The sequence below is a fragment of the Cyclobacterium sp. 1_MG-2023 genome, from assembly GCF_030546805.1.
Taxonomy (GTDB): Bacteria; Bacteroidota; Bacteroidia; order Cytophagales; family Cyclobacteriaceae; genus Cyclobacterium.
Window position 1 is genome coordinate 283,105 of sequence record NZ_JAUOPC010000002.1, and the last position, 24,384, is coordinate 307,488.

Below are 24,384 nucleotides of genomic sequence, written 5' to 3' on the forward strand. Positions count from 1 at the left end.
ATTATGATGATGACTTTAAAGATGCTTTAATTAATGCTTCTAAGGAAACATCGGGACCACTTTTTTTCAAAACAGTCATGATATTTTTCTCCGCTTGAGCCTTAGTGAAGCCTAAGGTAATCAAAGCTTGTAACGCCTCTTGTTTTAATTTATTGCTGTTTTGAACAAAGCCCTGCGCCCCTCCCTCAGGAGCAGAAATTCCATCTTTTATAATCTTGTCTTTTAGTTCCAAAACAATCCTTTGCGCTGTTTTGGCACCGATCCCTTTTACTCGCTGAATGGTTGGATGGTCACCTGCTCCAATGGCCTGCTCTAGTTCAGGGACAGTCAGGCTTGAAAGAATCATTAAACCGGTACTTGCACCCACTCCTGAAATTGAGATTAAGTTTAAAAAAGCTTTTTTCTCAGAGGCTTCTTTGAATCCGTATAGGGTGTGCGCATCTTCTTTAATGTGCAGGTAGGTATGAAGCATGATTTCTTCCTTGTCCTCAATTTTCCCAAAGGTATTTAAGGATATTTTCACTTCATAACCAATGCCATGAACATCTATGATGACATGAGTGGGGTCTTTATATGCTAGTTTTCCTTTAAGATAAGTAATCATTCAGCTGCGGTTGTTTGGGCATCCACTACTGCGATGGCTACCATGTTGACAATCTCTCTTACAGAACTACCTAATTGTAAAATATGCACTGATTTATTCATGCCCAAAAGGATAGGTCCTATGGCTTCAGAATTCCCAATCTCAGCAACCAGTTTATAGGCAATATTTCCCGATGCCAAATCAGGGAATATCAAAGTATTGGCCTTATTATTAATCAAAGAACTGAAAGGATAATTTTCTTTTTGAATGCCCTCGTCCAAGGCTACATTGGCCTGCATCTCACCTTCAATGACCAAGTCGGGGAATTGCTCCTTGGCCTTGGTAGTTGCCAAGGCTGTTTTTACTGGAACCTTGCCTTTGGCGGAGCCAAAATTGGAATAAGACAAAATAGCAATGGTAGGCTCAATGTCAAAGAAGCGGACTCCATTGGCTGTTAAACCGATGATTTCTACCAGCTCATCAGCAGTTGGGTTTTCATTCACTGTGGTGTCAGCAAAGAATAGCGGGCCCTTGTCAGTATTCATGATGTACATGCCTGCAACCTTGTCTACTCCTTTTTTCACACCGATCACTTGCAAAGAGGGGAGGATAGTTCTTGGATAATCTTTGGTTAAACCCGAAATTAAGGCATCTCCTTCACCTACTTCCACCATCATTGCTCCGAAATAATTTCTTTCTTTCATGAGCTTTTTGGCCTCATAAAGGGTCATGCCTTTGCGTTTTCTCTTGTCGTAAAGCAATTGCCCGAATTGCTTTAATTTTGATTTATTCTCACTAGGGTCAATGACTGTGACATCATCCAAATCCAGAGAGTTGACCTTGATGAGTTTTTTTATTTTTTGCTTATTCCCAAGTAATATTGGGATACCTATTTTTTCATCCCGCATTATTTGAGCAGCCTTCAAAATTTTAGGGTTATCGGCCTCTGCAAAAACCACTCTTTTGGGGTCTTTTTTAGCCCTGGTCACCACTCTAGACATCAGGCGTTGGTCGATACCTATCCTTTCTTGGAGGTCTAGTTCATAGGCATTCCAATCTTCAATATGTGTTTTGGCCACACCGGACTCCATGGCTGCTTTGGCCACAGCCGGAGCAATGGTGGTAATTAATCTCGGGTCCAATGGTTTGGGAATAAGGTAGGTTTTCCCAAAGGCCAACTTTGCCTCACCATAGGCCTTATTGACAATATCAGGCACATGCTGTTTGGCTAAATCTGCAATGGCTAAGGCTGCCGCAAGCTTCATTTTTTCATTTATACCTGTGGCCCGTACATCAAGAGCTCCTCTGAAGATATAAGGGAAACCGATAACATTATTTACTTGGTTGGGATAATCCGACCGTCCGGTGGCCATAATGATGTCTTCTCGGGCAGCCATTGCTAGTTCATAGCTAATTTCCGGTGTAGGGTTGGCCAAGGCAAAGACAATAGGGTTTTTAGCCATGGACCTGATTTGGTCTTGGTTGATAATATTGCCTGCTGATAAGCCTAGAAAAACATCTGCACCTTCCATGGCCTCCGTGATGGTATGAATGTCTCGGGCTGTAGCAAAAAGTCTATGAATTTCTGACAAGCCTTCTCGGTCTTTTCGAATGACCCCATCAATGTCACACATGACTACATTTTCATATCTAACGCCAAGGCCTATATAAAACCTGGCACATGAAACTGCAGCAGCACCTGCACCACTGACCACCAATTTAATATTTTCTATTTTCTTTTGGATCATTTCCAAGGCATTCAATAGTGCCGCCCCGGATATGATGGCTGTGCCATGCTGGTCGTCATGCATGACAGGAATATTCATTAATTCCTTTAGCTTTTTCTCAATGATAAAACATTCAGGAGCTTTGATGTCCTCTAAATTGATGCCTCCAAAAGTAGGCTCCAGAGAACGGATGGTTTGGATAAGCCTTTCCGGATCATTCTCGTCTATTTCTAGATCAAAAACATCTATCCCGGCAAATTTCTTAAACAATACCCCTTTTCCTTCCATCACAGGTTTGGATGCAGCAGGTCCAATGTTTCCTAAACCTAAAACGGCTGTACCATTTGAAATAACGGCAACTAAGTTTCCCTTGGCTGTGTATTTATAAACCTTTTCAGGACTTTGTTGGATGGCCGTACAAGGTTCTGCCACACCGGGAGAATAGGCCAAGGCCAAATCCAGTTGGCTGGAAAGTGGCTTCGTGGGGACTACCTCAATTTTTCCCGGTTTCTTGAATTCATGATAATTTAATGCATCCTCTTTTCTTATCTTCATTACGCAAGGAAAAATAATTTCCGGTTTTTTGATGTTTATTCTGATTCTGTCTCCAGTTCAAACTTTGTGGCTTGAAGAATGGTCTCAATTTCTCTAATTGATGCTCTATGGGCCTCATTAGGGTAATATACAAATCCATCCATATGGAAAATCTTTCCTTTTGCTTCATCTACAACTGTATAGGATAGAAATGAACCTCCCATCGTTAAGTTATTTGTTTTCCAAGATCCTCGCATTTCTACGGAATATTGACCATCTATTCTAATATTTTTGAAAGCCGGTGGAATCTGTTTTTCTATGATAACATAAGATTCAGGCACCTCCGGGTCACCATATATATTAGGTTTGGTGATTTCATTCCTTAACTTAATAATGTTTTCCGGAAAAACCTGAGATTCGTCTTCATATGTTGTTTGGTAGAAAAATAAGCTAATATCAGGTTTGTCTACACCGATCGTAGGTTGCCTGAACCATAAAAAGTTCTCTTCCTCTTTTACAAACTGATAAGAAGCTGGAAGTTTCACTGCCACTTCAAATTTTTCAGCCAGTTTAGAAACACCTTCACCATTTATGCGATTGAAGAGTGCTTTGCCCAAAATTTCCTTTTCTTTATTGGAAAAGATGCTCTGTAGCAAATCTTTATTGGCTTTCATATTGGTGATCAACTCATCTTCATTCTCACCAAATAAATAGATGACTTCCTGGCCTACGGCGAACTCATTCTTGTTTCTTAACATAAACAAAGAGGAGTCTGCCCTGCTTTTCTCAATTGATTCGGGGGAGAATTGATTGGCTACAGTCCTGCTACCCGGACGCTTATCGTCAAAAGTGGTTACAAAAATTATGTTTGAGGCCATCCTCAACATTCGCGTCATTTTTCTAGGGTCCACCTTTCTCATATAAAACATGGATTCTTCCCTAAAAATACCTTCGATATCCGATTCGAAGATTTCCTTTAACGCATCTCCTACAGGTCCCGCATATTTGGCGGAATCTATAACCAGTATTATTTCCCCTAGGGTACCTCTGGCTTTTGGTTTATTGCTATCAGAACTGTTTGCCGAATTGTTTTGACATCCGGCAAAAGCCATCGCAGAAAACAAGGCTATAATGCAAAATCTTAAACTCATAATAGTTTGATTGTTTTTGTTCAAGCCTAATTTAGATATAATTATCGCAACTCAAAAAAAATAATTAAGAAATTAGTTTGAAAACTAGCCAATGATCAATTTTTGGCCTGGTTTGATTTGATTATTGTTCAGATTATTCAATTTCTTGAGCTGATCAATTGTAACGCCTTCCAGCTTTTTTGATATTAACCAGAGGGAATCACCTGGCTGAACAGTGTACATTTTCCCCCCGTTGCTGTTGGTCGAGATGCTTTCGGAGCTGGCTAAGTTTTTCTCAAAACTTGGCTTGTCTTGATAAATATGTAAAACTTGGCCGATTTTTATCGTGTTGGAATACAGTTCATTCCATGATTTAAGTTGGCTGACAGAAACATTGTATCTTTGGGCGATTTTACCCAAAACATCTCCACTTCTCACCCTATAAGTAACATTGTGCAATGCTTCAGTCGGTTTTTTCTCTGGGAGGCTTGCCAAGTACCTTTGGTTTTCAATTTTCAAAGAATCCTTTATGGCTAAATGATTGGCAGTAATAAACGCATGCCCGGATTTGGGGACATTGATACTGATTGCTTTTCCAAATTCAGGTACTGTACTTTTTTTCAGTGAGGGATTAAGGTATTCAAGGTCTTCGATACAAAGCCCAGTATGTTTGGCAAGGCTCTCTAAAGTATAGCCATTTCCCATATTGACTTTTTCGTAGGCCATAGGATAAGATGGCTCCTCCAATACCAAATTGTGTTCTTCTGCATATCTCAAGACATACATGATTGCTTGAAATTGGGGGATATAGCTTCTGGTCTCTCTTGGTAGGTACCTGTATATTTCCCAGAAGGTCCGCTTTCCACCTGAGCGTCTGATGGCTTTATTTACATTTCCAGGTCCACAATTATAAGCAGCTAAGGCCAATTCCCAATTGTTATACCTTTTATTCAATGCTTTAAGGTAGCGTACAGCAGCCTCTGTTGAGCGTTCCGGGTCTAAGCGGTCGTCTACGTGACTGTTGTAGTAGAGCTTAAATTCTTTCCCCGTAGCCGGCATAAATTGCCACAGTCCCATTGCCCCAACGCGGGAACGTGCTTTGGGATTTAATCCGGATTCAATGATGGATAAGTACTTGATGTCTTTCGGCATATTATGCTCAGAAAGATACGTATCAAACATTGGGAAAAAATGTCCTTGTCTTTCAAGAACCATTCGGGTGTATTCTCTATTTCTTACCGTGAAGTAATTAATAAAGGCAAAGATAGTTTCATTGAGTTCAAAAGGCATATCCGTATCCATTTCAGCAATACGTTGTTCCACCTCTTCATAAGTAAAATCTGGTATATGTTCGTAGTCATAATAAGGCATGACTGTCTCTTCGCCCGAGGGGTCATCAGAGACAGTCAATGCTTTTTCTTGAGCCATTGCCACGCTTCCTAAAGATGCGAACAATACCAAAATCACTACTATTATATAGAAAGATTTTATCCTCATATTTTATTTATTAAATGCTGCTGCTGTCAAATAATTGGCAAAAGCATATAACTCAGCTTCCTTAAAGGAATTGGTCATGATTTGAAGCCCTATAGGTAAACCTTTGTCGTCTTTTCCATTTGGTATGGAAATGGAGGGGACCCCGGATACAGATGCTTGAACTGTAAACAAGTCTTCCAAATACATGGCTACAGGGTCATTAGAATGTTCACCAAATTTAAACGCTGTACTTGGTGTTGTCGGTAAGACAATATAGTCATATTTAGTCAATAAGTCTTCCGTATAATCTTTAATAAGTTTCCTTACTTTCTGGGCTTTAGTGAAATAAGCATCATAATAACTAGCACTTAATACAAATGTACCAAGCATTATTCTACGCTTTACTTCTTCACCGAATCCTTCAGATCGGGTAAGTTTGTACATGCTTTCTAGGTTGTGGGCATTTGGCGTTCTATAGCCATATTTTACCCCATCAAATCTAGATAGATTTGAACTTGCTTCCGCAGTCGTTAAGATATAATATGTAGGGAGCACATAATCTAGCAGAGGGAAATTGACTTCCTCTACTTTATGACCTTCTTCCTTCAGTTTTTCCAGTACATTTAAAGTATTGGCTTTAATCTCCGGTTGCAAAGCCTCTGAATGAACAGTTTCTTTTAGGTAGGCAATTTTAGCCGGTTTATCGAAATGCAATAGTTTGCTGTAGGATGGGACAGGTTTTCTTGAAGAAGTGCTGTCGTAATCATCCGGGCCTGCCATTGTTTCTAAAACCAATGCATTGTCCTGAATATTGTTTGAGAAAACGCCAATCGTGTCAAATGAAGATGCATAAGCAATTAGCCCAAATCTAGACACCCGGGAATAAGTAGGCTTAATGCCAATTACTCCGGTAAAAGCTGCAGGTTGTCTCACAGAACCACCTGTGTCAGTTCCTAAAGATACTGTACAAAGATTGGCTTGAACAGCCACTGCTGATCCACCGGAAGAACCTCCGGGAACCCTGCTTTCGTCTATGGCATTGAGGACTTTACCATGAACAGAATTTTCATTAGAAGAACCCATTCCAAATTCGTCACAGTTTAGCCTTCCAATAATGATGGCGTCCTCGTCAATTAAGCGCTGCACTGCGGTGCCTGTAAATTGGGATTCGAAGCCTTCCAAGATTTTACTTGAGGCATTTGATTCATGTCCGTTATAACATAAAACATCTTTTATGCCAATTACCATACCCGCAAGTTTTCCAGCTTTTCCTGCAGTTATTTTTTCGTCAACAGCTGCAGCCTGCGCTAATGCAGATTGGCTATAAACTTCAACGAAGGCGTTTAGTTGCGCCTTCGTTTCAATTTTGCTTAAGTAATATTTGACAATCGCTTTACAGTCCGTTTCCTTTTTCTCCAGCGATTTCCTTATCTCATCGAATGAACGAAATTTTTCCAACTTATTATTTGTTTGCTTTCTTGTTGTCGTCTTTCAGTCCTTCTTCCAAATCATCCTGAATTTCTTTGGTAGCATCTTTAAATTCCCTGATACCTCTACCGAGTCCTCTCGCTAGTTCAGGAATTCTTTTCGCTCCAAAAAGAAGGATAACTACCAGAACGATGACCACTAGTGATCCTCCTCCGATATTTTGTATAAAAGCCAATGTATTCATGATATGCTTATTTTGATTTTGAAATTGTTACAAATATATGATTGTGCTTTTCTAACGCAAAGGAAATAAAGCATGTTGTAATTATTTTTTGTAAATATACTAAAATTTAACCATTATTTACTAGAAAGCCAAATGCTAGGGTTCATTACCTGAAGGCCTTTCCAAGTTTGAAAATGAAGTTCTGAATACCCATCCTCATCTGAATATACGTGTCCAATTACAGTATTGGATTGAACTTCCTCACCTGATTTTACATTAATGGTTTTTAGCCGACTATACATGGTGTAAAAATCTCCATGTTTTATGATAATTGTCCCCCCCATGCCGGGCACTGTGGTGATCTTGGTAACCGTGCCTGGAAAAACGGATTTTACAGGGGCATTATTTGTGGTTTGAATGTCAATGCCATCATTGGTCTCTGTAATGCCTTTGAGCGTAGGGTGAGGGTATGTGCCATACTTTTTATAAATGAAACCGTTATCTACCGGCCATGGAATGTTACCCTTGTTGCTCGCAAAAGAGGCTGATAGTTTTTTGACTTTTGGAGTTGTGGGCAATGCTTTTGCACTTGGACTTTCCGCCTTAGGTTTTTCTTCTGCCTTTTCGGCTGCTTTGGCCAATCTGATCTCTTCGGCTATTACATTTTTAATCAATTGATTGAGCTCAGCCTGTTGTTTCTTTGTTGCTGCAATCTCTTTTTTTACTTCTTCTTCCTTTTTACTTAAAGTATTGACCATTCTTTGTTGCTCTTCTTTAAGTCGGTCTAACTCCTTTTTCTGCTCTTGTTCTTCAGTAAGTACTTTTAATTGATCCTTTTTCTGAATCTCCAAAGCTTCTTGCTTTTCAGCCAATTCCATGCTGACTTTTTCCATTTGTTCTACCTGCTTTTTTCTTGCGTCACTGTATTGTTTCAGGTATTTTAGCCGCATATAGAATTGCTTAAAAGTGGCAGAAGAAAATATAAAAGTAATGAGGTTTACCCCTTGATTTAATTTGTAGGAGGTGTAGATCATTTGGGCATATTCTTCTTTGAGCATATCCAGCTCATCACTTAATCTTTTTATATGAGCGGAAGTTTTATTAATTTCCGAATTGACCAATTGCAGCTCTTTATTGATGGTAGCGATAAACTTCTCTCGCTCCTGAAGTTTTTGATTTACTGCGCGTAATTGTTTGACGGAAACTTTTTTTTCATCCGTTGTCTTTCGCAATACGGTATCAAATTCCCTCAACCTCTTTTGAATGGCAATTTTCTCTTTCTCTAGTTGTGCTCTATCGGCAGTGATTTGAGCAGCTAAGAAAGAGGTTGATCCCAACCCAAAGAGTAATAATAAAGCAAGGCAAAGTACTCTGACTTTGCTCAATTGACTAAAAATTGTATGGGAAGTTAAGTGGGGCATCCGTTAATTCTACTTTGATCATTTCAACGTTTAAAAAAAAGTTCGATTTTGGCCTATCCGGTAAGCTCAAAACCATTTTGATGATGGCTTGGTAAGGAAAAGGTTGGTTGGAAACTTCTCTGAAGTCCATATAGGAAGCTTCTAGGCTTCCGCTTCGGGTTTGGGAGGCCTCACTTTCAAGTTGAGTTACCTTGCCATGTCCTGCATCGATATTGGTCTCGTATTTTATATTTTCTCTTTCTTGATTTAAGACAAAAGTTTTACCGACCCTTATCAGGCGGTCTCTATAGCTGAATTCATGAGGCAAATTGGCAAAAAGTAAGTTTTGGAATAAAGAGAAAGACAATGGAACACCATATTTTTTTTGAAATTCAGCGTAATCCATGTCAATTCTTTGCCCATTAATACGGTCTCTGATTTTGATTCTGTCGGTACTAATAAATCCTCTAAGCGCTTCAATTCCAAGACCCGGAGACATATTGAACCAAATGACACTGTCCTTTTTCACCCTAATGTTCAGTACCCCCTTGGTGATTTTTCCATCCTGCTCTTCCAAGGTTACCCTTCCCTTGGCTGTTAGGTAATTGAAATCAAGGTAATTAGGATTAAATTCATCCATGGTCTTATCCGTCGTATAAGACATGGGTTTTCTCGCACAAGACCAAAGCATCACCATTCCCAGAAAATAGGTCAATATCTTCGCTTTACTCATAGTATGTTTTATTTTTGATTTTAAGTGCCAAAAATTCGGAGGTGTCCTCCATAGACATGGCCTTTTTCCAGTAGTCTAGCGCTATTTTCTTCTCTCCAATCTTATACATGATGTCACCGTAATGTTCAAACATTACCCCACTTGGTTCGCTTTCCTCTTCCAATGCCTTTTCCATAAATGGTCGGGCCTCTTCATACCTGTCCAGCTGAAACAAAACCCATGCATGTGTGTCCAAATAAGTTGGGTTTTCCGGATATTTTATGACTAATTTCTGCGACATGTTCAATGCTTTCTCTAAATCCTTTTTTTCTAAAGAGAGAAAATAGGCATAATTATTCATAATATGCTCATTATTTGCATTTTGGGCCAAAACTTCTTCATAGAGTGCAAAGGCTTTTTCCTTTTCCCCCAAACCAAAGAGTACGTCTCCCAATTGGGAATTTGCCATCATGGTCAACTGAGGGTTTGATTTGTTATTTAGTTCAAGTGACTTTTCTAATGCAGATTTTGCCATTTCATTTTCCTTGCTGGCAGATTTGGCAGTTCCCAAATAAAACCAAAAAACCGCACTTTCAGAAAAGTTTTCTGTAGCCATAGAAGCAATTTCAGCAATGTTCTCAAAAGGTTCTTGATTTTCAAACATCAATGGAATCAATTGCTGGTATAGCTCTTCGTTATTTGGGGTAATATTTACAGCTTTGGAATAAAATTTTATGGCTTTTTTTGCATCATTTTGCTGAAGTCGGTAGTCTCCTAGAGCAATTAGGGTTTCGGTATTATTGAGGTGGTAAGCTTCCAAAGGCTTGGAAAGACTGTCCAGTAATTGATCTCTTGAAGTGTTTTGCATTTGTGATAGGATATCGGAAAATGCTTTTGCTTTGACAATACCTTCCAAGTCAGGGTTGTCAAAGGCCTCTTTTAAATATTTGTTTGCCTGTTGATTTTCATTTCGATCCTTGTACAATTTATAGGCTGCCATTTTAATGTCCGGCTGGTTAGGGTAAGTTGACAAAGTTGACAAGACAAGGTCCAGCGCTTGATTTTTTTTGTTATTATTGAACAAGATATCGACCAAAGAAAGAACGTACCTTGAATTTCCCGGGTGGGCTTCTATGAGCTTTTCGCCTTCCTTGATCGCCATATCAAGGTTGTTTTTCTTAAGGTAAATGCGCTGTTTTTGAGCGGTCAATTGCTCCACGATTCCATAAAATTCTTCTGCTTTATTTAGAGCTTCCAATGCTTTGTCAAGGTCCTGGAGTTTTAAATACAAAGAAGCAAGGTCCAAGATATACTGTCTGTAGTTCCCCTCCTTGGCCATTAAATTTTCTAAAACTCCGGCAGCTTCTCTGGTTTTGTTCTGACTATTGTAGATTTCTGCTATTTGTAAATGGTAGTATTTGTTGTCAGGATCCAATTCTAGTGCTCTTTGTCCATAGGACAAAGCTTTTTCATACTGTTTGGCTCTTACCATCATTTGGGAAAGTTTAAAATGAATGGCACTTTCCTTTTCATTAAATTCCAAGGCTTTTAAAAAATAAAAATAGGCCTTCTCATAATCGTCTAACATGAGGTTTTTCTGCCCATCTATAAATAATCTGCTGGCCATCATCTCTTTTTCTTTTGCCTTCCGTTCTTTTCGACTAAGTTTCTTCTGAGCAAAAGCATCTCCTATGGGAACTCCCAAGAAGATGGTAAAGGTGAAAAACCAAACTAAAAAATTTAAATTCAATTTATTCATATTTTTGCACGCTATCAGTCTGCCATCGTTTAATATTGACACAACCTCTATTTTTGACTTTTATTGGGAGATTCAACGCTGCTTAATCCAAGAGTATCAAATTGATCCATTGTAGGCGTAAAATCTTTTTCTTTTAAAATATACAATTAACCCTTACTTTTGGTTCAACTTTTTATGTAGCCAAAAGAATTGAATACTGCGCTAAAGTTACGATTATTTGCCCGTGCTCCCATAGCCTCCGGCTCCCCTTTCCGTGTCTGAAAGCTGTACCTGTGGATTCCATTCAATTTGTTCGTGTTTTGCAATGACCATCTGAGCAATTCTTTCTCCATCTTGAACGGTGAAAACGGTGTCAGAATTATTGACCAAGAGCACTTTTATTTCTCCCCGATAATCAGCATCAATTGTGCCAGGACTGTTGAGAACCGTAATTCCATGCTTATATGCCAAGCCACTTCTAGGCCTTATTTGTGCTTCGAAGCCTTTTGGTAATTCAATATATAAACCTGTACCAATTAATTTTCTCTCCAATGGTTTCAATGTAATTGGCTGTTCAATGTTTGCAGTAAGATCCAAACCTGCAGATTGTTCAGTTTGATAAGCAGGTAATGGGTGATTTGATTGATTGATTACGTTTATTTTCATGCTATTTTTTGGAGAACGATTTAAATAACAAATTTAATTCCTTTTTTTCCAGCAGAAAAATTAGGCCACCATACAATATTATGATGGAGGAATGAAGTGCGAAGTTTAATGGCAATGAACCTGTATCCAGAAGGAAGCCTCCATAACTAAAAAGAAATGCAACAAGTAAGTAGCTTACATCCTTCTTTGTTTGATAAGGAATGGGGTAATATTTTTGGCCAATAAAGTAACAGAGTAAAGTCATTACCAAATAACTACCGAATGTGCTCAAGGCTCCCCCTATAAAACCTAAAACAGGTACCAAAGTCAGGATAATAATGATTGTAACGATAGCCCCTATTAAGGTGATATAAAAACTGTATTGTGTTTGGTCTGTGATTTTAAACCAAATGCTTAGATTATAATATATCCCTAGAAATAGGTAACCCATTAGGAGTATAGGAACCATGGGTAAAGCTGTAGCATACCCCTCAGCTTGAAAAAACAATTCCCCGATTAATTTTAAATTTACAGATACTGCTACCATAAGGAAAGTACAGAAGATGATGAACCAATGCATTACCCTAGCGAATAACTTTGGATTGTTTTTGTTTTCAGCTTGCTGGAAGAAAAATGGTTCTGCCGCATATTTAAAGGCCTGAATAATCAGACTCATTAAAATTGCCAGTTTAAAATTGGCTCCAAAAACCCCTCCGGCCTCTCTGGAAGAAAGTCCGGGATAATAGTTTTCCGGCAATGAATATTCAAATAAGCCTCTGGAAAACACTTCGTTTGTAACTCCTGCCAAGCCCATAAATAATAAGGGCAATGCGTATTTCCACATGGGAAGCAAAATGCTGCGCTTAAGTTGTAATTTCCATTGGCCTGCCAGTTTCCAAATGATGGGTAATATTAGCAAGTTGGCCAATAGGTTGGCCAGTAGTATATAATCAACGCCCCATTCAGGATTGTACCACTCAGCAACAAAAGGGTGTAAAACGTGGAGTATATCTCCTGAAACTATATGATAAGCCACCACAATGAAAAGTACATTAAAACCTACATTGAGAAGGATGTTAAACAGTTTTAGCAAAGCGAAAGTCAAGGATCTGCCGTCCAGTCTCAATCGGGCAAAGGGGAGAGCCATTAGGGCGTCTATGGTTAATATCATGGCAGCCCATTGAAACAGATGGGTTTTGCCCTCATATTCAAACAATAGGCTCAGTTTTCCGGCAAAAAGGAATAATATGATTCCCAGTGATAGGCCTACAATGGTAACCAATGTTTGGGCATTTTGAAAAACTGTCTTTGGATCCAGACCTTTACCGGTCGCAAAGCGGAAATAGGATGTTTCCATGCCAAATGTAAAGATCACATTCAAAAATGCGATCAATGCATATAGCATGGTAAAGGATCCCAAGTCTTCCTTGGGAAGATATCCCGTGTACAAGGGGACAAGCAAAAAGTTAATTGATTTGCCGAGGATACTACTGATGCCGTAGATGGCAGATTGCCCGGCCAATTTTTTTAATAGACCCATATAAAAAGGGGACTATTCCCCTTTGAAATTAGGTTTTCTCTTTTCTAGAAAAGCGGTAGTTCCTTCTCTATAGTCTTCGGATTTCACACAGCGAGCAAAACTATTTGCTTCGATCTGGTAACCATTTTCATCACTTGCATAGACTGCATTGACACAATCTACTATCATACCGATGGACAATGGTGCTTTGGTCATGATTTTCTTTATAACCTCCTCAGCTTTGGCTATTGCATCCGCTTTAGTAGCTTCAACATGGTTTAAAAGACCTAAGGATTTTGCCTCATTGACATCCAGCATATCACCTGTCATCAGGATTTCAGTAGCTTTGGTTCTGCCGATAAGGTTGGTCAGTCTCTGTGTACCTCCGTACCCAGGTATAATCCCAAGGTTAACCTCCGGTTGTCCAAACTTAGCGTTTGCGGTTGCAATTCTCATATGGCAAGCTATTGCCAGTTCACATCCTCCACCCAGCGCATAACCGTTAACTACGGCAATTACTGGTTTGTGACAGGATTCTATATTATCAAAAACTTCTTGACCAAATTCAGCAAACTTCCTAGCATTGAGTTCGTTGAGCTCTGAGATTTCATTAATATCAGCACCCGCTACAAAGGCCTTTTCACCCGCACCAGTGATGATTACAGCTCTTATGGACTTGTTATCATTCACCTCGTTGAAAATATTTTTCAACTCTTCCAAGGTGTTGAAATTTAAGGCGTTGAGTTTGGACTCTCTGCTGATGGTAAGATAAAGTATTCCGTCTTTAGTCTCTGAAAGAATATTTTTTTGTTCAGCCATTCCAATTCTTCAATGTTAAGGCCCAAATATACGAGGTGCCTAATCAATCACAAAAGATTCGGCTAAAAATCATAAATCTATTAAAATATGTATAATCAAAAAGTATCTATAAAATTGTATTTTGAATAAATTAAAAATGGTTTTATATTTAAAGAAGCTTTTTAATTATTTGCCCTGCATTTATCTATTGGACTTGAAGTTACCTGAGAATATACATCCCTGAACCTAAGTTTTCCCTGCTGTTTCTTTTTCTTGTCTACGATATTGATCAATGGATTTTCGGTAGTAAATAGCATTCGAGGTTGAGGCTGAATTAATATTTAAAAATGTCTATTATTTCTCCTGTAAAATCAAATGTATGTCATTATTTTCTATTTTTGCATTGAAGCTAAATACATACTAAAACTCAATCACTTACCACATGACTGAAAAAAGGAAAATTACAGTAGCATATGGAGATGGTATTGGTCCGGAGATAATGAATGCAACCTTGTCTATCTTGGAAGCAGCAGGAGCAGCTATTGAACCTGATATTATAGAGATAGGAGAACAGGTATATTTGAAAGGGATTAGTTCCGGGATTGCCTCAAGTGCTTGGGATTCATTGAGAGAGACCAAAGTCTTCTTAAAATCCCCGATAACCACACCTCAGGGTGGAGGTTTCAAAAGCTTGAATGTTACGACTAGAAAAACCTTAGGACTCTATGCAAATGTCAGGCCTTGCAAAGCTTACTCTCCTTTTATTCATACCCATTTCCCTAAAACCGATTTAGTTATCATTAGGGAAAATGAGGAGGACCTTTATGCAGGGATTGAGCACAGGCAAACGGATGAGGTGTATCAATGTTTGAAATTAATTTCCAGACCCGGTAGTGAGAAAATCATCAGGTATGCCTTTGAGTATGCGCGCATGAACAAGCGAAAGAAGGTTACTTGTATGACCAAAGACAATATCATGAAAATGACTGATGGAGTTTTTCATGAGGTTTTTAATGAAGTGGCCAAGGAGTACCCTGATATAGAAACCGATCATAAGATTATAGATATTGCTACTGCTCTAATCGCAGATAGTCCGGAAATTTTTGACGTCATAGTTACTTTAAACCTTTATGGAGACATTATCTCTGATGTGGCCGCACAAGTTACAGGTTCTGTTGGCCTAGGTGGATCAGCTAATGTAGGGGAAGACGTGGCTATGTTTGAAGCCATTCACGGTTCAGCTCCTGACATAGCCGGCATGGACATAGCCAATCCTTCAGGCTTATTGAATGGTGCAATCATGATGCTTGTTCACATTGGTCAACCGGAGATCGCACAAAAAATAAGCAACGCTTGGATGGCGACTCTTGAAGACGGTATTCATACCGGGGACATTTACCAAGAGGACATCAGTTCCAAAAGGGTAGGGACAAAAGAATTTGCCGAAGCCGTAATTGCCAGACTTGGTAAAGAACCGCAGCGGATGAAGAAGGCTGTATTTGCCAAAGCAGAAAGAAGTGAAGCTGAAATCAAACAAGCCTTGGCCATCAAGCCACGAACACCGGCAGTGAAAGAACTTATTGGCTTGGATGTGTTTATAGATTGGAAGGAAGGGACTAGGGATCCAAATGTAATGGGGGATAGGCTAAGGGCCGTTAATGCCGATGGTTTAAAAATGCAACTAGTTACCAATAGAGGAGTAAGGGTGTACCCCGATGGGATGGAGGAAACCTTTTGCTCAGATCATTGGAGAGTAAGGTTTTTTGATGCAGATGACAAAGCCATCTCTCATGAGCAGATCATAGATGTGCTCAAGCAAATCGGTGATTTGGGTTTTGACTTTGTGAAAACCGAAAACCTTTACACTTTCAATGGCGAAAGAGGTTTTTCATTGGCTCAAGGCGAATAAAAATTTTCATTCAAGCAGGGCCTTGTCCTGCTTGATTTTTTTTAATGTATGAAAAGGGTTCTCATCATTACCTATTATTGGCCACCAAGTGCCGGTTCGGGTGTTCAACGCTGGCTTAAATTTTCAAAATACCTGCCGGAATTTGGTTGGCAACCTGTAATTTTCACTCCTGAAAATCCCGATTTTTCATTGAAAGATGAGTCCCTCGAACAAGAAGTGGACAAGCATACAGAAGTGTTGAAATTCCCCATCTGGGAACCATATCAATTGTTTAGAACTCTTAAAAAGCAAAGCCCGAAAGACACCGCCAGCATTCTTGAATACAAGGACCCCGGCATGCTCGATCAGCTTGCCGTTTGGCTTAGAGGCAATCTTTTGATTCCCGATCCTAGGCTTTTTTGGATCAAACCTTCGGTTAAATTTTTGGAAGAGATTTGGGAACAAAATGATTTCAAGGCTATCATTACTACCGGTCCTCCCCATAGCATGCACTTGCTAGGTAGAAACCTGAAAAGAAAAACAGGTATTCCTTGGCTAGCCGATTTTCGGGACCCATGGTCTACCTGGGAGTTTTTGGATACCCTTAAACTAAGCGGGTTTGCCAGAAAAAAGCATCAAAAATTGGAGGCCAGTGTATTTGAAGAGGCGGATAGTTTGGTCACTATTTCTCCAACTTTCCAGAAGGAAATGAAAAAAATAGGTGCTAAAGATATACGGGTTTTATTGAATGGGTTTGATCCTTCAGATATTCCTGAGTTTTTGACAACATCACCTGAACGTTCATCAGTGTTAGAAATTGTTTATTCAGGAGTGATTGATGCCATACGGAATCCGCTTCCATTTTTAAATGTACTTAAATCTGTTTTTGGAAAAACTACCGGAAAGGTGAGGCTTACTTTTGTAGGTAGGGTAAATGAAAGTGTAAAGCAATTGCTTTCCGAAGACAGTTGGTTTCGAGGGCATGTGGTATTAGCGGGCTATGTTACCCATAAAGAGGTATTCTCTTATTATCAAAAGGCACATTTACTGTTGTTAATACTCACCAATACCAAAAATGCCAAAGGTAATATTCCGGGTAAATTGTTTGAGTACATGGCCACCGGTAGGCAAATATTGGCCTTAGGGGATCCACTGGGAGACACCGCTTCTATTATAGAATCCTCCGAAGCTGGACAAGTTTATTCTCACACTGATGAGGCAGGCATGGCTCAATTTATTCAGAACTTTCAAAATAGTGAGAGGCCGAAAAAGTCGGATACAGACATTCAACAATACAGCCGGAAAAAAATCACAGCACAATTGGCGCTGTTGCTTGATGGAATTAGCAAGCCTTAGAAGGTAAATCCTGCTGTAAATACCTATTTTTAAATTGCTCCTTTTTCCGGATTTGAATTGTCAGCCCAATACCAGGCTGCTTAAGTGATACTTCAAGTGCCTGATCGATAGATTGATTAAATTTTATTAAAAGTGTCATATTTTAAATTTTTTCTAACTAACATAGTTGAGATAAGATTTAAAAATGGATAAAGCGCTAGAATCATTATTCCTTAAAGGCTTAGAAATAAACCAGCAGAGATTGTTCAGAATTTGCAGGGTCTATTCACCGGATGGGGAGGATGCCAAAGATCTCTTCCAAGAAATATTGGTTCAAGTATGGCGGTCTATGGATGCTTTTAAAGGTAAATCTTCCTTCAGTACTTGGATGTTTAGAATAGCTCTCAATGTCTGTCTTCAATTCAAATCTAAACACTTAAAGCGTCAAAGTCGGTTGATTAAACTGGATAGTATAACAATCGAAAATTTCTGTTCCGAAGAAGTGACCAAAGAACCGGATGAAAAATTAAAACATCTTAGAACTTGTATAAAAAGATTGAATGAAAGTGATATGGCTATCATTACACTTTATTTGGAAGAGTTGGCCTATAAGGAGATTTCGGAGATACTGGGCTTAACTGAAAATAATGTAGCCGTGAAGGTCCGACGGATTAAATCAAAATTGTTTAACTGTATGAATGCAAGGCCATGATAGAAGATGAATTAATTAAAATTTGGCAATCCTCAAGCAATCAGGAGCGGGTTAAATTTGAGAAATCAAAGTTAATGATAGAGTTACAATCAAGTTTAGATCGTTTGCACCGTAGGTGGAAATACTTGGAAAGGGTAAATATCATTTCTGCATTGCTAACCATACCTCCATTTATTCTTGCCGTCTTTTGGGCTCCTTTTATTTCCATGAAGATAGCATCGGCTCTAGTTATTGTTTGGGCAATATATGTAGGCTTAAGAATATTGCCAATAAAAAAAGTAAAATCCGGTGATCTGGAAAGCAATTACCTACAATATCTGGAGAAAACAAAAGCCTACCTTATTGCTCAAAAGAAGTTGCTTGAAACATCATTGGATTGGGCAACATTAACAATTTACCCCATTTACCTCTTGTTTTGGGTAGGAGTGTGGGAAAGGCCTATGGCGCGTTTTATTGGGGTAATGTCTTTTTTGGTCTTGATTGGGCTTGGTGTTTTTTCTTACTATTCAAATAAGAAAAAAGTGAAAAATGAAATTCTCCCTAGCATCCAAAAGATAGATGAATTAATCAAAACGTTAAAGGATTAATTTCTTCTTAATTGATGGATTACATCTTTAAATTTTTGGAATACCATTGTCTCAGTTTCCGGAGCAGCCTTAAATAAGTGAACCAGCAAAAGGTAAACAGCAGTTACAATGCCACTTCTAATTAGAATATCAAGCAATACATAGGCCGAGGTAGGAATTAAGTAATAGGAAATAGCCCAACTTAGTACTCCGGCTATAAGTATTAAAAACACCCCTGGGGTAAAAGGGTTAAAGCCCAACCTTATCTTGATGTAAAAATACTTTACAAGGTTATAACAAAGCATAGCGATAAGTGAGGCCAGTGCAGCACCTTCAATGCCATAAAGAGGAATTAGCATTAAGTTAAAAATAATGACAGCAGCACTCATTAGCAGTGTAGCTGTAATATTGAAGGTGTAAAACTTGGAGAAGACGATTATTTCACCATTTACAGAGAAAATCACATCTGTTATTTTTCCCAAACCGATTAGGAGGACCACCCATTTTCCTTGTTCATATATGGCCCTGTTTGGAACGAAATGGTAGAGGTTTTCTATATTGACCCAGATCAGCAGGAAAATCAATAAACATATTAACAATTGATTAATGGCAATTTTCTTATAGAGAGCATTTATTCCTGTCAATTGATTTTTAGCAAACATTTCTGAGATAACCGGCATGGCCACCTGTGATATGGCACGTCTAGGCATTTCAATAACCACAGCAATGGAAAAGCCTATAGTATAGATGGCATTGGCATCCAGCCCTATCATTGAGCTAACCATAATGCTGTCAATTTTCATGATCAGCAAGGCTCCGGCTGTACCCAATAAGGTGATCAACCCATATTGTAAAAACTCCTTTTTAAAAGGGCTGCTAATACCTTCCCAATTCAAGTCTATCTTTATTATCCCTTCTTTTTTCATATAGAAAACCATGGAAATCATGGCCGCCAAATAGACCATGCCCATGCCCCATATCATGTTGGTAAAGGTATATAAGGACACAAAATACCCAATAACCAATAAAGCCATAAAAATTCTTAAGAAAACATCCCGAATCAAAGAAGGAATGGCAATTTTTAAAAATGACCTGCTGAAAGCTTCCAAGATAGAATTCATTAAAGAGAAAAAAGTAATCAATAGGGCCACTATTAAGAAATGATTTACCTCAGGAGCATTTTCTGCAAAGGCGTTAATAATTGAAGTTTTGAAAACATAAAATAAAGTAGCTACGATAAAAAAACCTATGGTAGCCATGACAATACTAAAGCTGAAAAAAGCAAACTCATTTCCTTTTATTCTAGGGAAGAAACGTGTGATGCCATGGCCTATACCTAATTGGGCGAAAGGTACTAGGAGCAGTGCAATGTCTTGCACAGTTTTAAATAAGCCAATTTGCTCAGGGCTGAGTACATAAGGGAATAACCAGAGTAGGTTTACATAACCTACAATTACTCCTAAATAGGAGAAAATGGTGGTGAGTACACTTTGTTTCACCCCTGCCATGTACAGTCGACTTTATTTAATTCGTTTATATCCAAAGTTGGAAATTTTTCAGGTGTTACAATTATGTTAACACTGCAATTAACTTTTCTTTTCTTAGCGTGTAATTAAAGTTGTCTTTAACCCTTTGAGCCGTAGCTTTTCGAAGCGAATTTAGATCTTTTTCTTTCAGAGTGGAAATCAAGTTATGAAGTAGGGCAAAGTCCTTATGAGGTAAAATAAAGCCCGTTTCTCCAATTATTTTAGAGATTTCACCAACATTGCTCCCAATGGGAATACAGCCACAAAGCATGGCTTCTGCCAAAGCATTTGGAAATCCTTCAGAATAAGACAGTTGTAGATAAAATTGACATTTTCTGTATACCTCCCTGATTTCACTTTGATTTAAGGGAGGCATTAAGGTTACATTTGGCAGGGTTGTTTTAAATTCTCTGTCCCCAATAATTGTGAAAGAATAGTTTGGAAATGCTTTAGCCATTTCAAGGACCAAATCTATTCCTTTAACCAAGGCCCTGTTTTTCTGGGAAATCCCGGTAGCAACAGTCACAAAGGAGAAAGGAGATTTTTCCCTTTGATCATCAGTCCAAAATTCAATGTCAAAGCCATTATAAATTACCTGAATTTTAGTTTTTAGGTCAGGTATTAAATGCAATAACCCTTGATTTTGTGGGGAGTCTTTATCATAAGTGTAAGTGGATTTCACCAAGGAATTAGAAACCGGAAGAATCAGCGAACAATTTTTAAAACTATATACTGTAGCTTTTTTAAGCCATTTTTTACGATAGTTGCCATAATCTATTTTTGGGAGGTGCATGGCATCCGTACCCCCACATTCGATGATTACTTCTTTTCTAAAAATTTTCCCGATGAAAACTGGGAGAACGGTATGATATCCTGCAAAAAAACAAAGGTATTTGCTTGTGAAAGGTAAAAGAATCAGCAATTGGAAAAATTGAAAAATGAAATATATCGGCAGCAAATAAGGTTTGATGGTAAAATTAAGGTGAATGATTTTAAAAGGAGGGCTTAGCATCTCAATATCCCTTTGGATAAAAGCTGTAGGAATAGGAGAGATATAGAGGATCATATTGGGGTCAATTAATATTTAAAAAGCAGATAGCTTCTGTTTGATCTTGATCCATAATCTTTCTTTCAAAATGGTATATTTATCCCTGTGATTGGTTTTTTTAATGGCCTGTTTCTTTTTAAATACAAAGTACTGGTAATCTTTTTCCTTATAGAAAAGAGGATAGGTTTCCATTTTTTCAAGGTAGAAATCATTAGAAGAAAGCTTGCTAACCAATTCTCCGGTGTCTAAAGGTTGGTCGATCACCTGAAGCTTTTGGGGTTCATTGGCAATCATCCATTCCAGAAACCTTGGAGAAGGAATATGGATGAATATAAAAGTATCTGAATGGCTGTGATTTTTTATGGTTTCAAACAAAGCAAAGTGATCTTCAACGGGTATATGTTCCAATACATCCGGAAATACAATGGCGTCAAAAAGCATGTCTGTTTTATGAAATTTTTTCATATCAGACACTTCAAAGTGAAGGTTGTCTAAATCTTTCCAGAGGGATTTTGCTTGCTCAACACTTTCTGGACTTATGTCTACAGCAAGAACTTCCCCCTTAGGAGTGGCTTTTGCTATTAACTGACTGACAGTGCCAATTCCACACCCCACTTCCAATACATTATGATTTGGTTGGAGTCCGGCTTTTCTCAGTTTAGAAATAATACTCAGGTGCCTTGAGTTTACTCCAGTTTTTAATTGCTGATTGGCAAATTGATCATAAAATTGGGCAACGTCTTTAGTCATATTTGTCAGTAAGGTCTTGTTTCGAATTAAAATTTTTGTAAACAGCAAAAAGTAGTGATAAGACGACTAAATATTGAACTATCACAGCTACCATTTCCCAGTTATAATAAGCACTTGGCTCAAAGCGCATTTCCACTGTATGCGCTCCCTCAGGGAGTACAAGTCCTCTCAATAAATAATTTACTCTCAAAATAGGCGTTTCCTGCCCATCTACAAATGCTTTCCAGCCTTTTGGGTAGAATATTTCGGAAAAAACAGCCAAGCCTGACTTCTCTACAGATGCTTTATAGCTTAAAGCATCAGGAGCATAATTTTCTAATTTGATGGTCCCATTTCCGGCACCTAAACTTTGATTGCCATTGTCTTGAGCATTATAGGTGGCTGTTTCTTTGGTATTTATTTTTGCCAATGTTTCTATCTCTTCCTCATTTGAATCTGTGTTGGCAATTTTCTCAGGAAACCAAGCAGGACCATTGGCCTCGGGGTTTAGGAATACAGCATTTTCAGCCCTTCCTGCCAAAAGGTACTTGGTGTTCAGCATATTTAATCTTTGAATGCTCTGATAGTCAAAATTTCCTTCTTGGGCTTTCTTTACAAAGCCATTGATTTCCGAAAGAAGAATTCGATCAATTAAATCACCATACCTACTCATTTTAGCACCATGATATCCTCCGATACTATTGAAACGGTAACTCGTTCGTGCATCATTAAAGGGGTTTTGAATGTTTAATACTCGAAAATAACCCTTGTCCGCACTTATTTTGTTGTCTGCAGGAGTAGCAGCGAAATGCTGTTCGCTAGGATCTTCAATAAAGCTGTCTGCATCTAGGTAGCGACTATTGACTCCCCAAAGATCTATCAATACCACCAAGCCTATGCCTAAAAGAGCATAGTTGCTTTTTAATTTGTTATAATAAACCAAGCCTATTAGAATGGCCGGAATTAAAATGAACATTGCTGACCTAAAGGCATCCGACATCAATAGGCTTTTCCTATCAGATTTCAGCGCCTCCATTAGCCAGTCAGGATATCCGGGATTACCTGCGGAAGATTGGTAACCCGCCCAAGATGCAAAAACAATTCCAACTAGAATTAAGCCCAAACTTATACCTGTGCCAATTAAGAAAGGTTTTAAACTTTCTTTGTTTCCAATTCTCTCAACCAGATTTTCCAGACCTATGGCGCCAAATAATGGAATTACAAAAAGTGTCATTCCCAAAGCCATGGATACAGCTCTAAATTTATTGTATCCCGGTAGATAGTCAAAGATCGCATAGTTAAACCATGCAAGGTTTTTACCCCAAGAAAGCATTAGGGTTAGGACTACCATCGATAGGAATACATTTCTATACAGTGGAGGAGAAAAGATTATAGCCAGAATAAATAGAAAAATCATAACTGCCCCGCCATATATTGGGCCACCTGTAAATGGTTGATCTCCCCAATAAGTGGGCGCTCCGTTGAGAAACTGGTTAACTTGTGCATTGTCCACGCCATTGGAGCGAAGGGCTTTCTCTGAAGCAGAGTTTTTAGGAACTTCTCCTTGGGATGCTCCACCAAAGTAATTAGGGATAAGCAAGGTGAAAGTTTCAAGCTTTCCATTGGACCAATTGAAAGCATATTCCTTGTCTAGACCGGTGTCATTTTGTTCTTCTATAGGAAGATTACGCTCCCCTCTAATAGAATAGGTTCCATATTCCAATACAGAACTTAATCGGGCGGCATGGCCCATCGCTCCGATTACTGCTGCCACTAGTAAAATAGCGGTAATCTTTGCAAAAGCCGGTAAATGTTTTTGTTGATAGGCAATGACCAGTTGGCCAATGCCATATACAATAACCAATAATAAAGTGTAATAGGTAATTTGAAGGTGGTTAAACTTCAACTGTAGCAATACAGCGAATGCGGTGATTACGATGCCCAATAACTTTTTGCCATTGAAAGCCAGGTGTACACCTGCAAGTAATAAAGGGACAATACCTATAGCCCATATTTTGGCGTTATGTCCTGCCTCTAAACTCAAGAAATTAAAGGTGTTGAATGCAAAAGCCCAAGCCCCAATTATGGCAATATAAGGTCGAACTTTAAAACAAATGAGAAGCAAGTACATGGAGACCATTCCAAAGAAGAGGGCACTAATTGGATGAGGAAGCCCAAAGGTCAATGCCTTGATTAAGAAATTGGTAATGTCTCCTTTTGGGTCTAGGTGGATCAAATAAGCCGGCATTCCTCCAAACATTCGATTGGTCCAAAGTGCCTGTTCCCCGGTGCTTTCCCTATAGTCTAATATTTCTTTGGCGGAACCTTCCCATTGAAGGATGTCAGTTTGGAAAATCATCTTCCCTTCAAAAACAATAGGGGAAAAATAGAGTACAACGATCAGGTAAAAGGAAGAAATCGCTAAAAAATGAGGCAATACATCTGCTTTAAAATCAAACTTCATGGTCTAATCGTCTGGAATTAAGTAAGGTTTAAATTCAATACGCAAATTAACAAAAAACACCGGATAATAGTAAATGCCTAAGGGTCTGCCTGGGTTTAAAGTTTAATAATTACACTATTAAGACTTGGTTCGAATTAATTGCCCGATATTTAATATTAAACTTAAAGCTTTTGATCGGTCGGTTCTGTAATTAGGATGTTGTG

General features: G+C 38.6%; 20 protein-coding genes. 4 read left to right on the top strand and 16 right to left on the bottom strand.

From position 1 onward, the window contains the following. Position 1: 1 nt before the first annotated feature. The 12 genes from ruvA to Q4534_RS03585 form a co-directional block, all read right to left on the bottom strand. A complete protein-coding gene (gene ruvA / locus Q4534_RS03530) occupies positions 2-604 on the bottom strand; it encodes a Holliday junction branch migration protein RuvA (RefSeq protein ID WP_303611790.1) in 603 nt (200 codons plus the stop codon). Continuing rightward, a complete protein-coding gene (locus tag Q4534_RS03535) occupies positions 601-2,865 on the bottom strand; it encodes an NADP-dependent malic enzyme (protein WP_303611791.1) in 2,265 nt (754 codons plus the stop codon). Before Q4534_RS03535 ends, ruvA begins: the two co-directional genes overlap by 4 nt. A 35-nt stretch (positions 2,866-2,900) precedes the next feature. Next, positions 2,901-3,995 carry a DUF4837 family protein gene (locus Q4534_RS03540; RefSeq protein ID WP_303611792.1) on the bottom strand — a complete coding sequence of 365 codons (1,095 nt, stop codon included), beginning with the start codon at positions 3,993-3,995 and terminating at the stop codon, positions 2,901-2,903. Positions 3,996-4,079: 84 nt separating this feature from the next. After that, the gene (locus Q4534_RS03545; RefSeq protein WP_303611793.1) at positions 4,080-5,471 is read right to left on the bottom strand and encodes a lytic transglycosylase domain-containing protein; all 1,392 of its coding nucleotides are present in this window, start codon (positions 5,469-5,471) and stop codon (positions 4,080-4,082) included. 3 nt (positions 5,472-5,474) lie between these two features. Further along, the gene (gene gatA / locus Q4534_RS03550) at positions 5,475-6,908 is read right to left on the bottom strand and encodes an Asp-tRNA(Asn)/Glu-tRNA(Gln) amidotransferase subunit GatA (protein ID WP_303611794.1); all 1,434 of its coding nucleotides are present in this window, start codon (positions 6,906-6,908) and stop codon (positions 5,475-5,477) included. Positions 6,909-6,912: 4 nt separating this feature from the next. After that, the gene (locus Q4534_RS03555; protein ID WP_014018529.1) at positions 6,913-7,122 is read right to left on the bottom strand and encodes a twin-arginine translocase TatA/TatE family subunit; all 210 of its coding nucleotides are present in this window, start codon (positions 7,120-7,122) and stop codon (positions 6,913-6,915) included. A 113-nt stretch (positions 7,123-7,235) separates the two neighbouring features. Further along, entirely contained in the window at positions 7,236-8,486 is a 1,251-nt protein-coding gene (locus Q4534_RS03560) for a murein hydrolase activator EnvC (protein WP_303611795.1), read from the bottom strand. Between the two features lie 4 nt (positions 8,487-8,490). Then, entirely contained in the window at positions 8,491-9,234 is a 744-nt protein-coding gene (locus tag Q4534_RS03565) for a DUF4292 domain-containing protein (protein WP_303611796.1), read from the bottom strand. Continuing rightward, on the bottom strand, positions 9,227-10,972 hold the full coding sequence (locus tag Q4534_RS03570; RefSeq protein WP_303611797.1) for a tetratricopeptide repeat protein: 1,746 nt from the start codon (positions 10,970-10,972) through the stop codon (positions 9,227-9,229). The genes Q4534_RS03565 and Q4534_RS03570 overlap by 8 nt, the downstream gene beginning before the upstream one ends. 213 nt (positions 10,973-11,185) lie before the next feature. Continuing rightward, positions 11,186-11,617, bottom strand: a complete 432-nt coding sequence (gene dut / locus Q4534_RS03575) for a dUTP diphosphatase (protein ID WP_303611798.1) — start codon at positions 11,615-11,617, stop codon at positions 11,186-11,188. A 1-nt stretch (position 11,618) separates the two neighbouring features. Continuing rightward, the gene (locus Q4534_RS03580; protein ID WP_303611799.1) at positions 11,619-13,136 is read right to left on the bottom strand and encodes a lipopolysaccharide biosynthesis protein; all 1,518 of its coding nucleotides are present in this window, start codon (positions 13,134-13,136) and stop codon (positions 11,619-11,621) included. A 12-nt stretch (positions 13,137-13,148) separates the two neighbouring features. Next, a complete protein-coding gene (locus tag Q4534_RS03585) occupies positions 13,149-13,934 on the bottom strand; it encodes an enoyl-CoA hydratase/isomerase family protein (RefSeq protein ID WP_303611800.1) in 786 nt (261 codons plus the stop codon). 421 nt (positions 13,935-14,355) lie between these two features. On the opposite strand from Q4534_RS03585, the gene Q4534_RS03590 reads away from it, so the two are divergent. The 4 genes from Q4534_RS03590 to Q4534_RS03605 all read left to right on the top strand — a co-directional run bounded on the left by Q4534_RS03590 (position 14,356) and on the right by Q4534_RS03605 (position 18,435). Then, positions 14,356-15,822: an NADP-dependent isocitrate dehydrogenase gene (locus tag Q4534_RS03590; protein WP_303611801.1), complete on the top strand. Its 1,467-nt coding sequence runs from the start codon at positions 14,356-14,358 to the stop codon at positions 15,820-15,822. 48 nt (positions 15,823-15,870) lie between these two features. Beyond that, positions 15,871-17,157, top strand: coding sequence for a glycosyltransferase family 4 protein (locus tag Q4534_RS03595; RefSeq protein WP_303611802.1), 1,287 nt, complete (start codon positions 15,871-15,873; stop codon positions 17,155-17,157). A gap of 184 nt (positions 17,158-17,341) precedes the next feature. Continuing rightward, positions 17,342-17,848, top strand: a complete 507-nt coding sequence (locus Q4534_RS03600) for an RNA polymerase sigma factor (RefSeq protein WP_303611803.1) — start codon at positions 17,342-17,344, stop codon at positions 17,846-17,848. Between the two features lie 74 nt (positions 17,849-17,922). Continuing rightward, positions 17,923-18,435: a hypothetical protein gene (locus tag Q4534_RS03605; protein ID WP_303611804.1), complete on the top strand. Its 513-nt coding sequence runs from the start codon at positions 17,923-17,925 to the stop codon at positions 18,433-18,435. On the opposite strand, the gene Q4534_RS03610 is transcribed toward Q4534_RS03605, so the two are convergent. The 4 genes from Q4534_RS03610 to Q4534_RS03625 all read right to left on the bottom strand — a co-directional run bounded on the left by Q4534_RS03610 (position 18,432) and on the right by Q4534_RS03625 (position 24,181). Continuing rightward, positions 18,432-19,922: an oligosaccharide flippase family protein gene (locus Q4534_RS03610; protein WP_303611805.1), complete on the bottom strand. Its 1,491-nt coding sequence runs from the start codon at positions 19,920-19,922 to the stop codon at positions 18,432-18,434. The genes Q4534_RS03605 and Q4534_RS03610 overlap by 4 nt on opposite strands. 61 nt (positions 19,923-19,983) lie before the next feature. Continuing rightward, positions 19,984-21,006: a glycosyltransferase family 4 protein gene (locus tag Q4534_RS03615; protein WP_303611806.1), complete on the bottom strand. Its 1,023-nt coding sequence runs from the start codon at positions 21,004-21,006 to the stop codon at positions 19,984-19,986. An 18-nt stretch (positions 21,007-21,024) separates the two neighbouring features. Then, positions 21,025-21,738 (bottom strand): cyclopropane-fatty-acyl-phospholipid synthase family protein, encoded by a 714-nt coding sequence (locus Q4534_RS03620; RefSeq protein WP_303611807.1) that lies wholly within the window; start codon positions 21,736-21,738, stop codon positions 21,025-21,027. After that, positions 21,731-24,181: a YfhO family protein gene (locus tag Q4534_RS03625; RefSeq protein ID WP_303611808.1), complete on the bottom strand. Its 2,451-nt coding sequence runs from the start codon at positions 24,179-24,181 to the stop codon at positions 21,731-21,733. Before Q4534_RS03625 ends, Q4534_RS03620 begins: the two co-directional genes overlap by 8 nt. Positions 24,182-24,384 lie beyond the last annotated feature (203 nt).

Coding starts and splice junctions, on each gene's coding strand:
- ruvA (WP_303611790.1), bottom strand. CDS start 604: ATGATTACTTATCTTAAAGGAAAACTAGCATATAAAGACCCCACTCAT.
- Q4534_RS03535 (WP_303611791.1), bottom strand. CDS start 2,865: ATGAAGATAAGAAAAGAGGATGCATTAAATTATCATGAATTCAAGAAA.
- Q4534_RS03540 (WP_303611792.1), bottom strand. CDS start 3,995: ATGAGTTTAAGATTTTGCATTATAGCCTTGTTTTCTGCGATGGCTTTT.
- Q4534_RS03545 (WP_303611793.1), bottom strand. CDS start 5,471: ATGAGGATAAAATCTTTCTATATAATAGTAGTGATTTTGGTATTGTTC.
- Q4534_RS03555 (WP_014018529.1), bottom strand. CDS start 7,122: ATGAATACATTGGCTTTTATACAAAATATCGGAGGAGGATCACTAGTG.
- Q4534_RS03565 (WP_303611796.1), bottom strand. CDS start 9,234: ATGAGTAAAGCGAAGATATTGACCTATTTTCTGGGAATGGTGATGCTT.
- Q4534_RS03570 (WP_303611797.1), bottom strand. CDS start 10,972: ATGAATAAATTGAATTTAAATTTTTTAGTTTGGTTTTTCACCTTTACC.
- dut (WP_303611798.1), bottom strand. CDS start 11,617: ATGAAAATAAACGTAATCAATCAATCAAATCACCCATTACCTGCTTAT.
- Q4534_RS03580 (WP_303611799.1), bottom strand. CDS start 13,136: ATGGGTCTATTAAAAAAATTGGCCGGGCAATCTGCCATCTACGGCATC.
- Q4534_RS03585 (WP_303611800.1), bottom strand. CDS start 13,934: ATGGCTGAACAAAAAAATATTCTTTCAGAGACTAAAGACGGAATACTT.
- Q4534_RS03590 (WP_303611801.1), top strand. CDS start 14,356: ATGACTGAAAAAAGGAAAATTACAGTAGCATATGGAGATGGTATTGGT.
- Q4534_RS03595 (WP_303611802.1), top strand. CDS start 15,871: ATGAAAAGGGTTCTCATCATTACCTATTATTGGCCACCAAGTGCCGGT.
- Q4534_RS03600 (WP_303611803.1), top strand. CDS start 17,342: ATGGATAAAGCGCTAGAATCATTATTCCTTAAAGGCTTAGAAATAAAC.
- Q4534_RS03605 (WP_303611804.1), top strand. CDS start 17,923: ATGATAGAGTTACAATCAAGTTTAGATCGTTTGCACCGTAGGTGGAAA.
- Q4534_RS03610 (WP_303611805.1), bottom strand. CDS start 19,922: ATGGCAGGGGTGAAACAAAGTGTACTCACCACCATTTTCTCCTATTTA.
- Q4534_RS03615 (WP_303611806.1), bottom strand. CDS start 21,006: ATGATCCTCTATATCTCTCCTATTCCTACAGCTTTTATCCAAAGGGAT.
- Q4534_RS03620 (WP_303611807.1), bottom strand. CDS start 21,738: ATGACTAAAGACGTTGCCCAATTTTATGATCAATTTGCCAATCAGCAA.
- Q4534_RS03625 (WP_303611808.1), bottom strand. CDS start 24,181: ATGAAGTTTGATTTTAAAGCAGATGTATTGCCTCATTTTTTAGCGATT.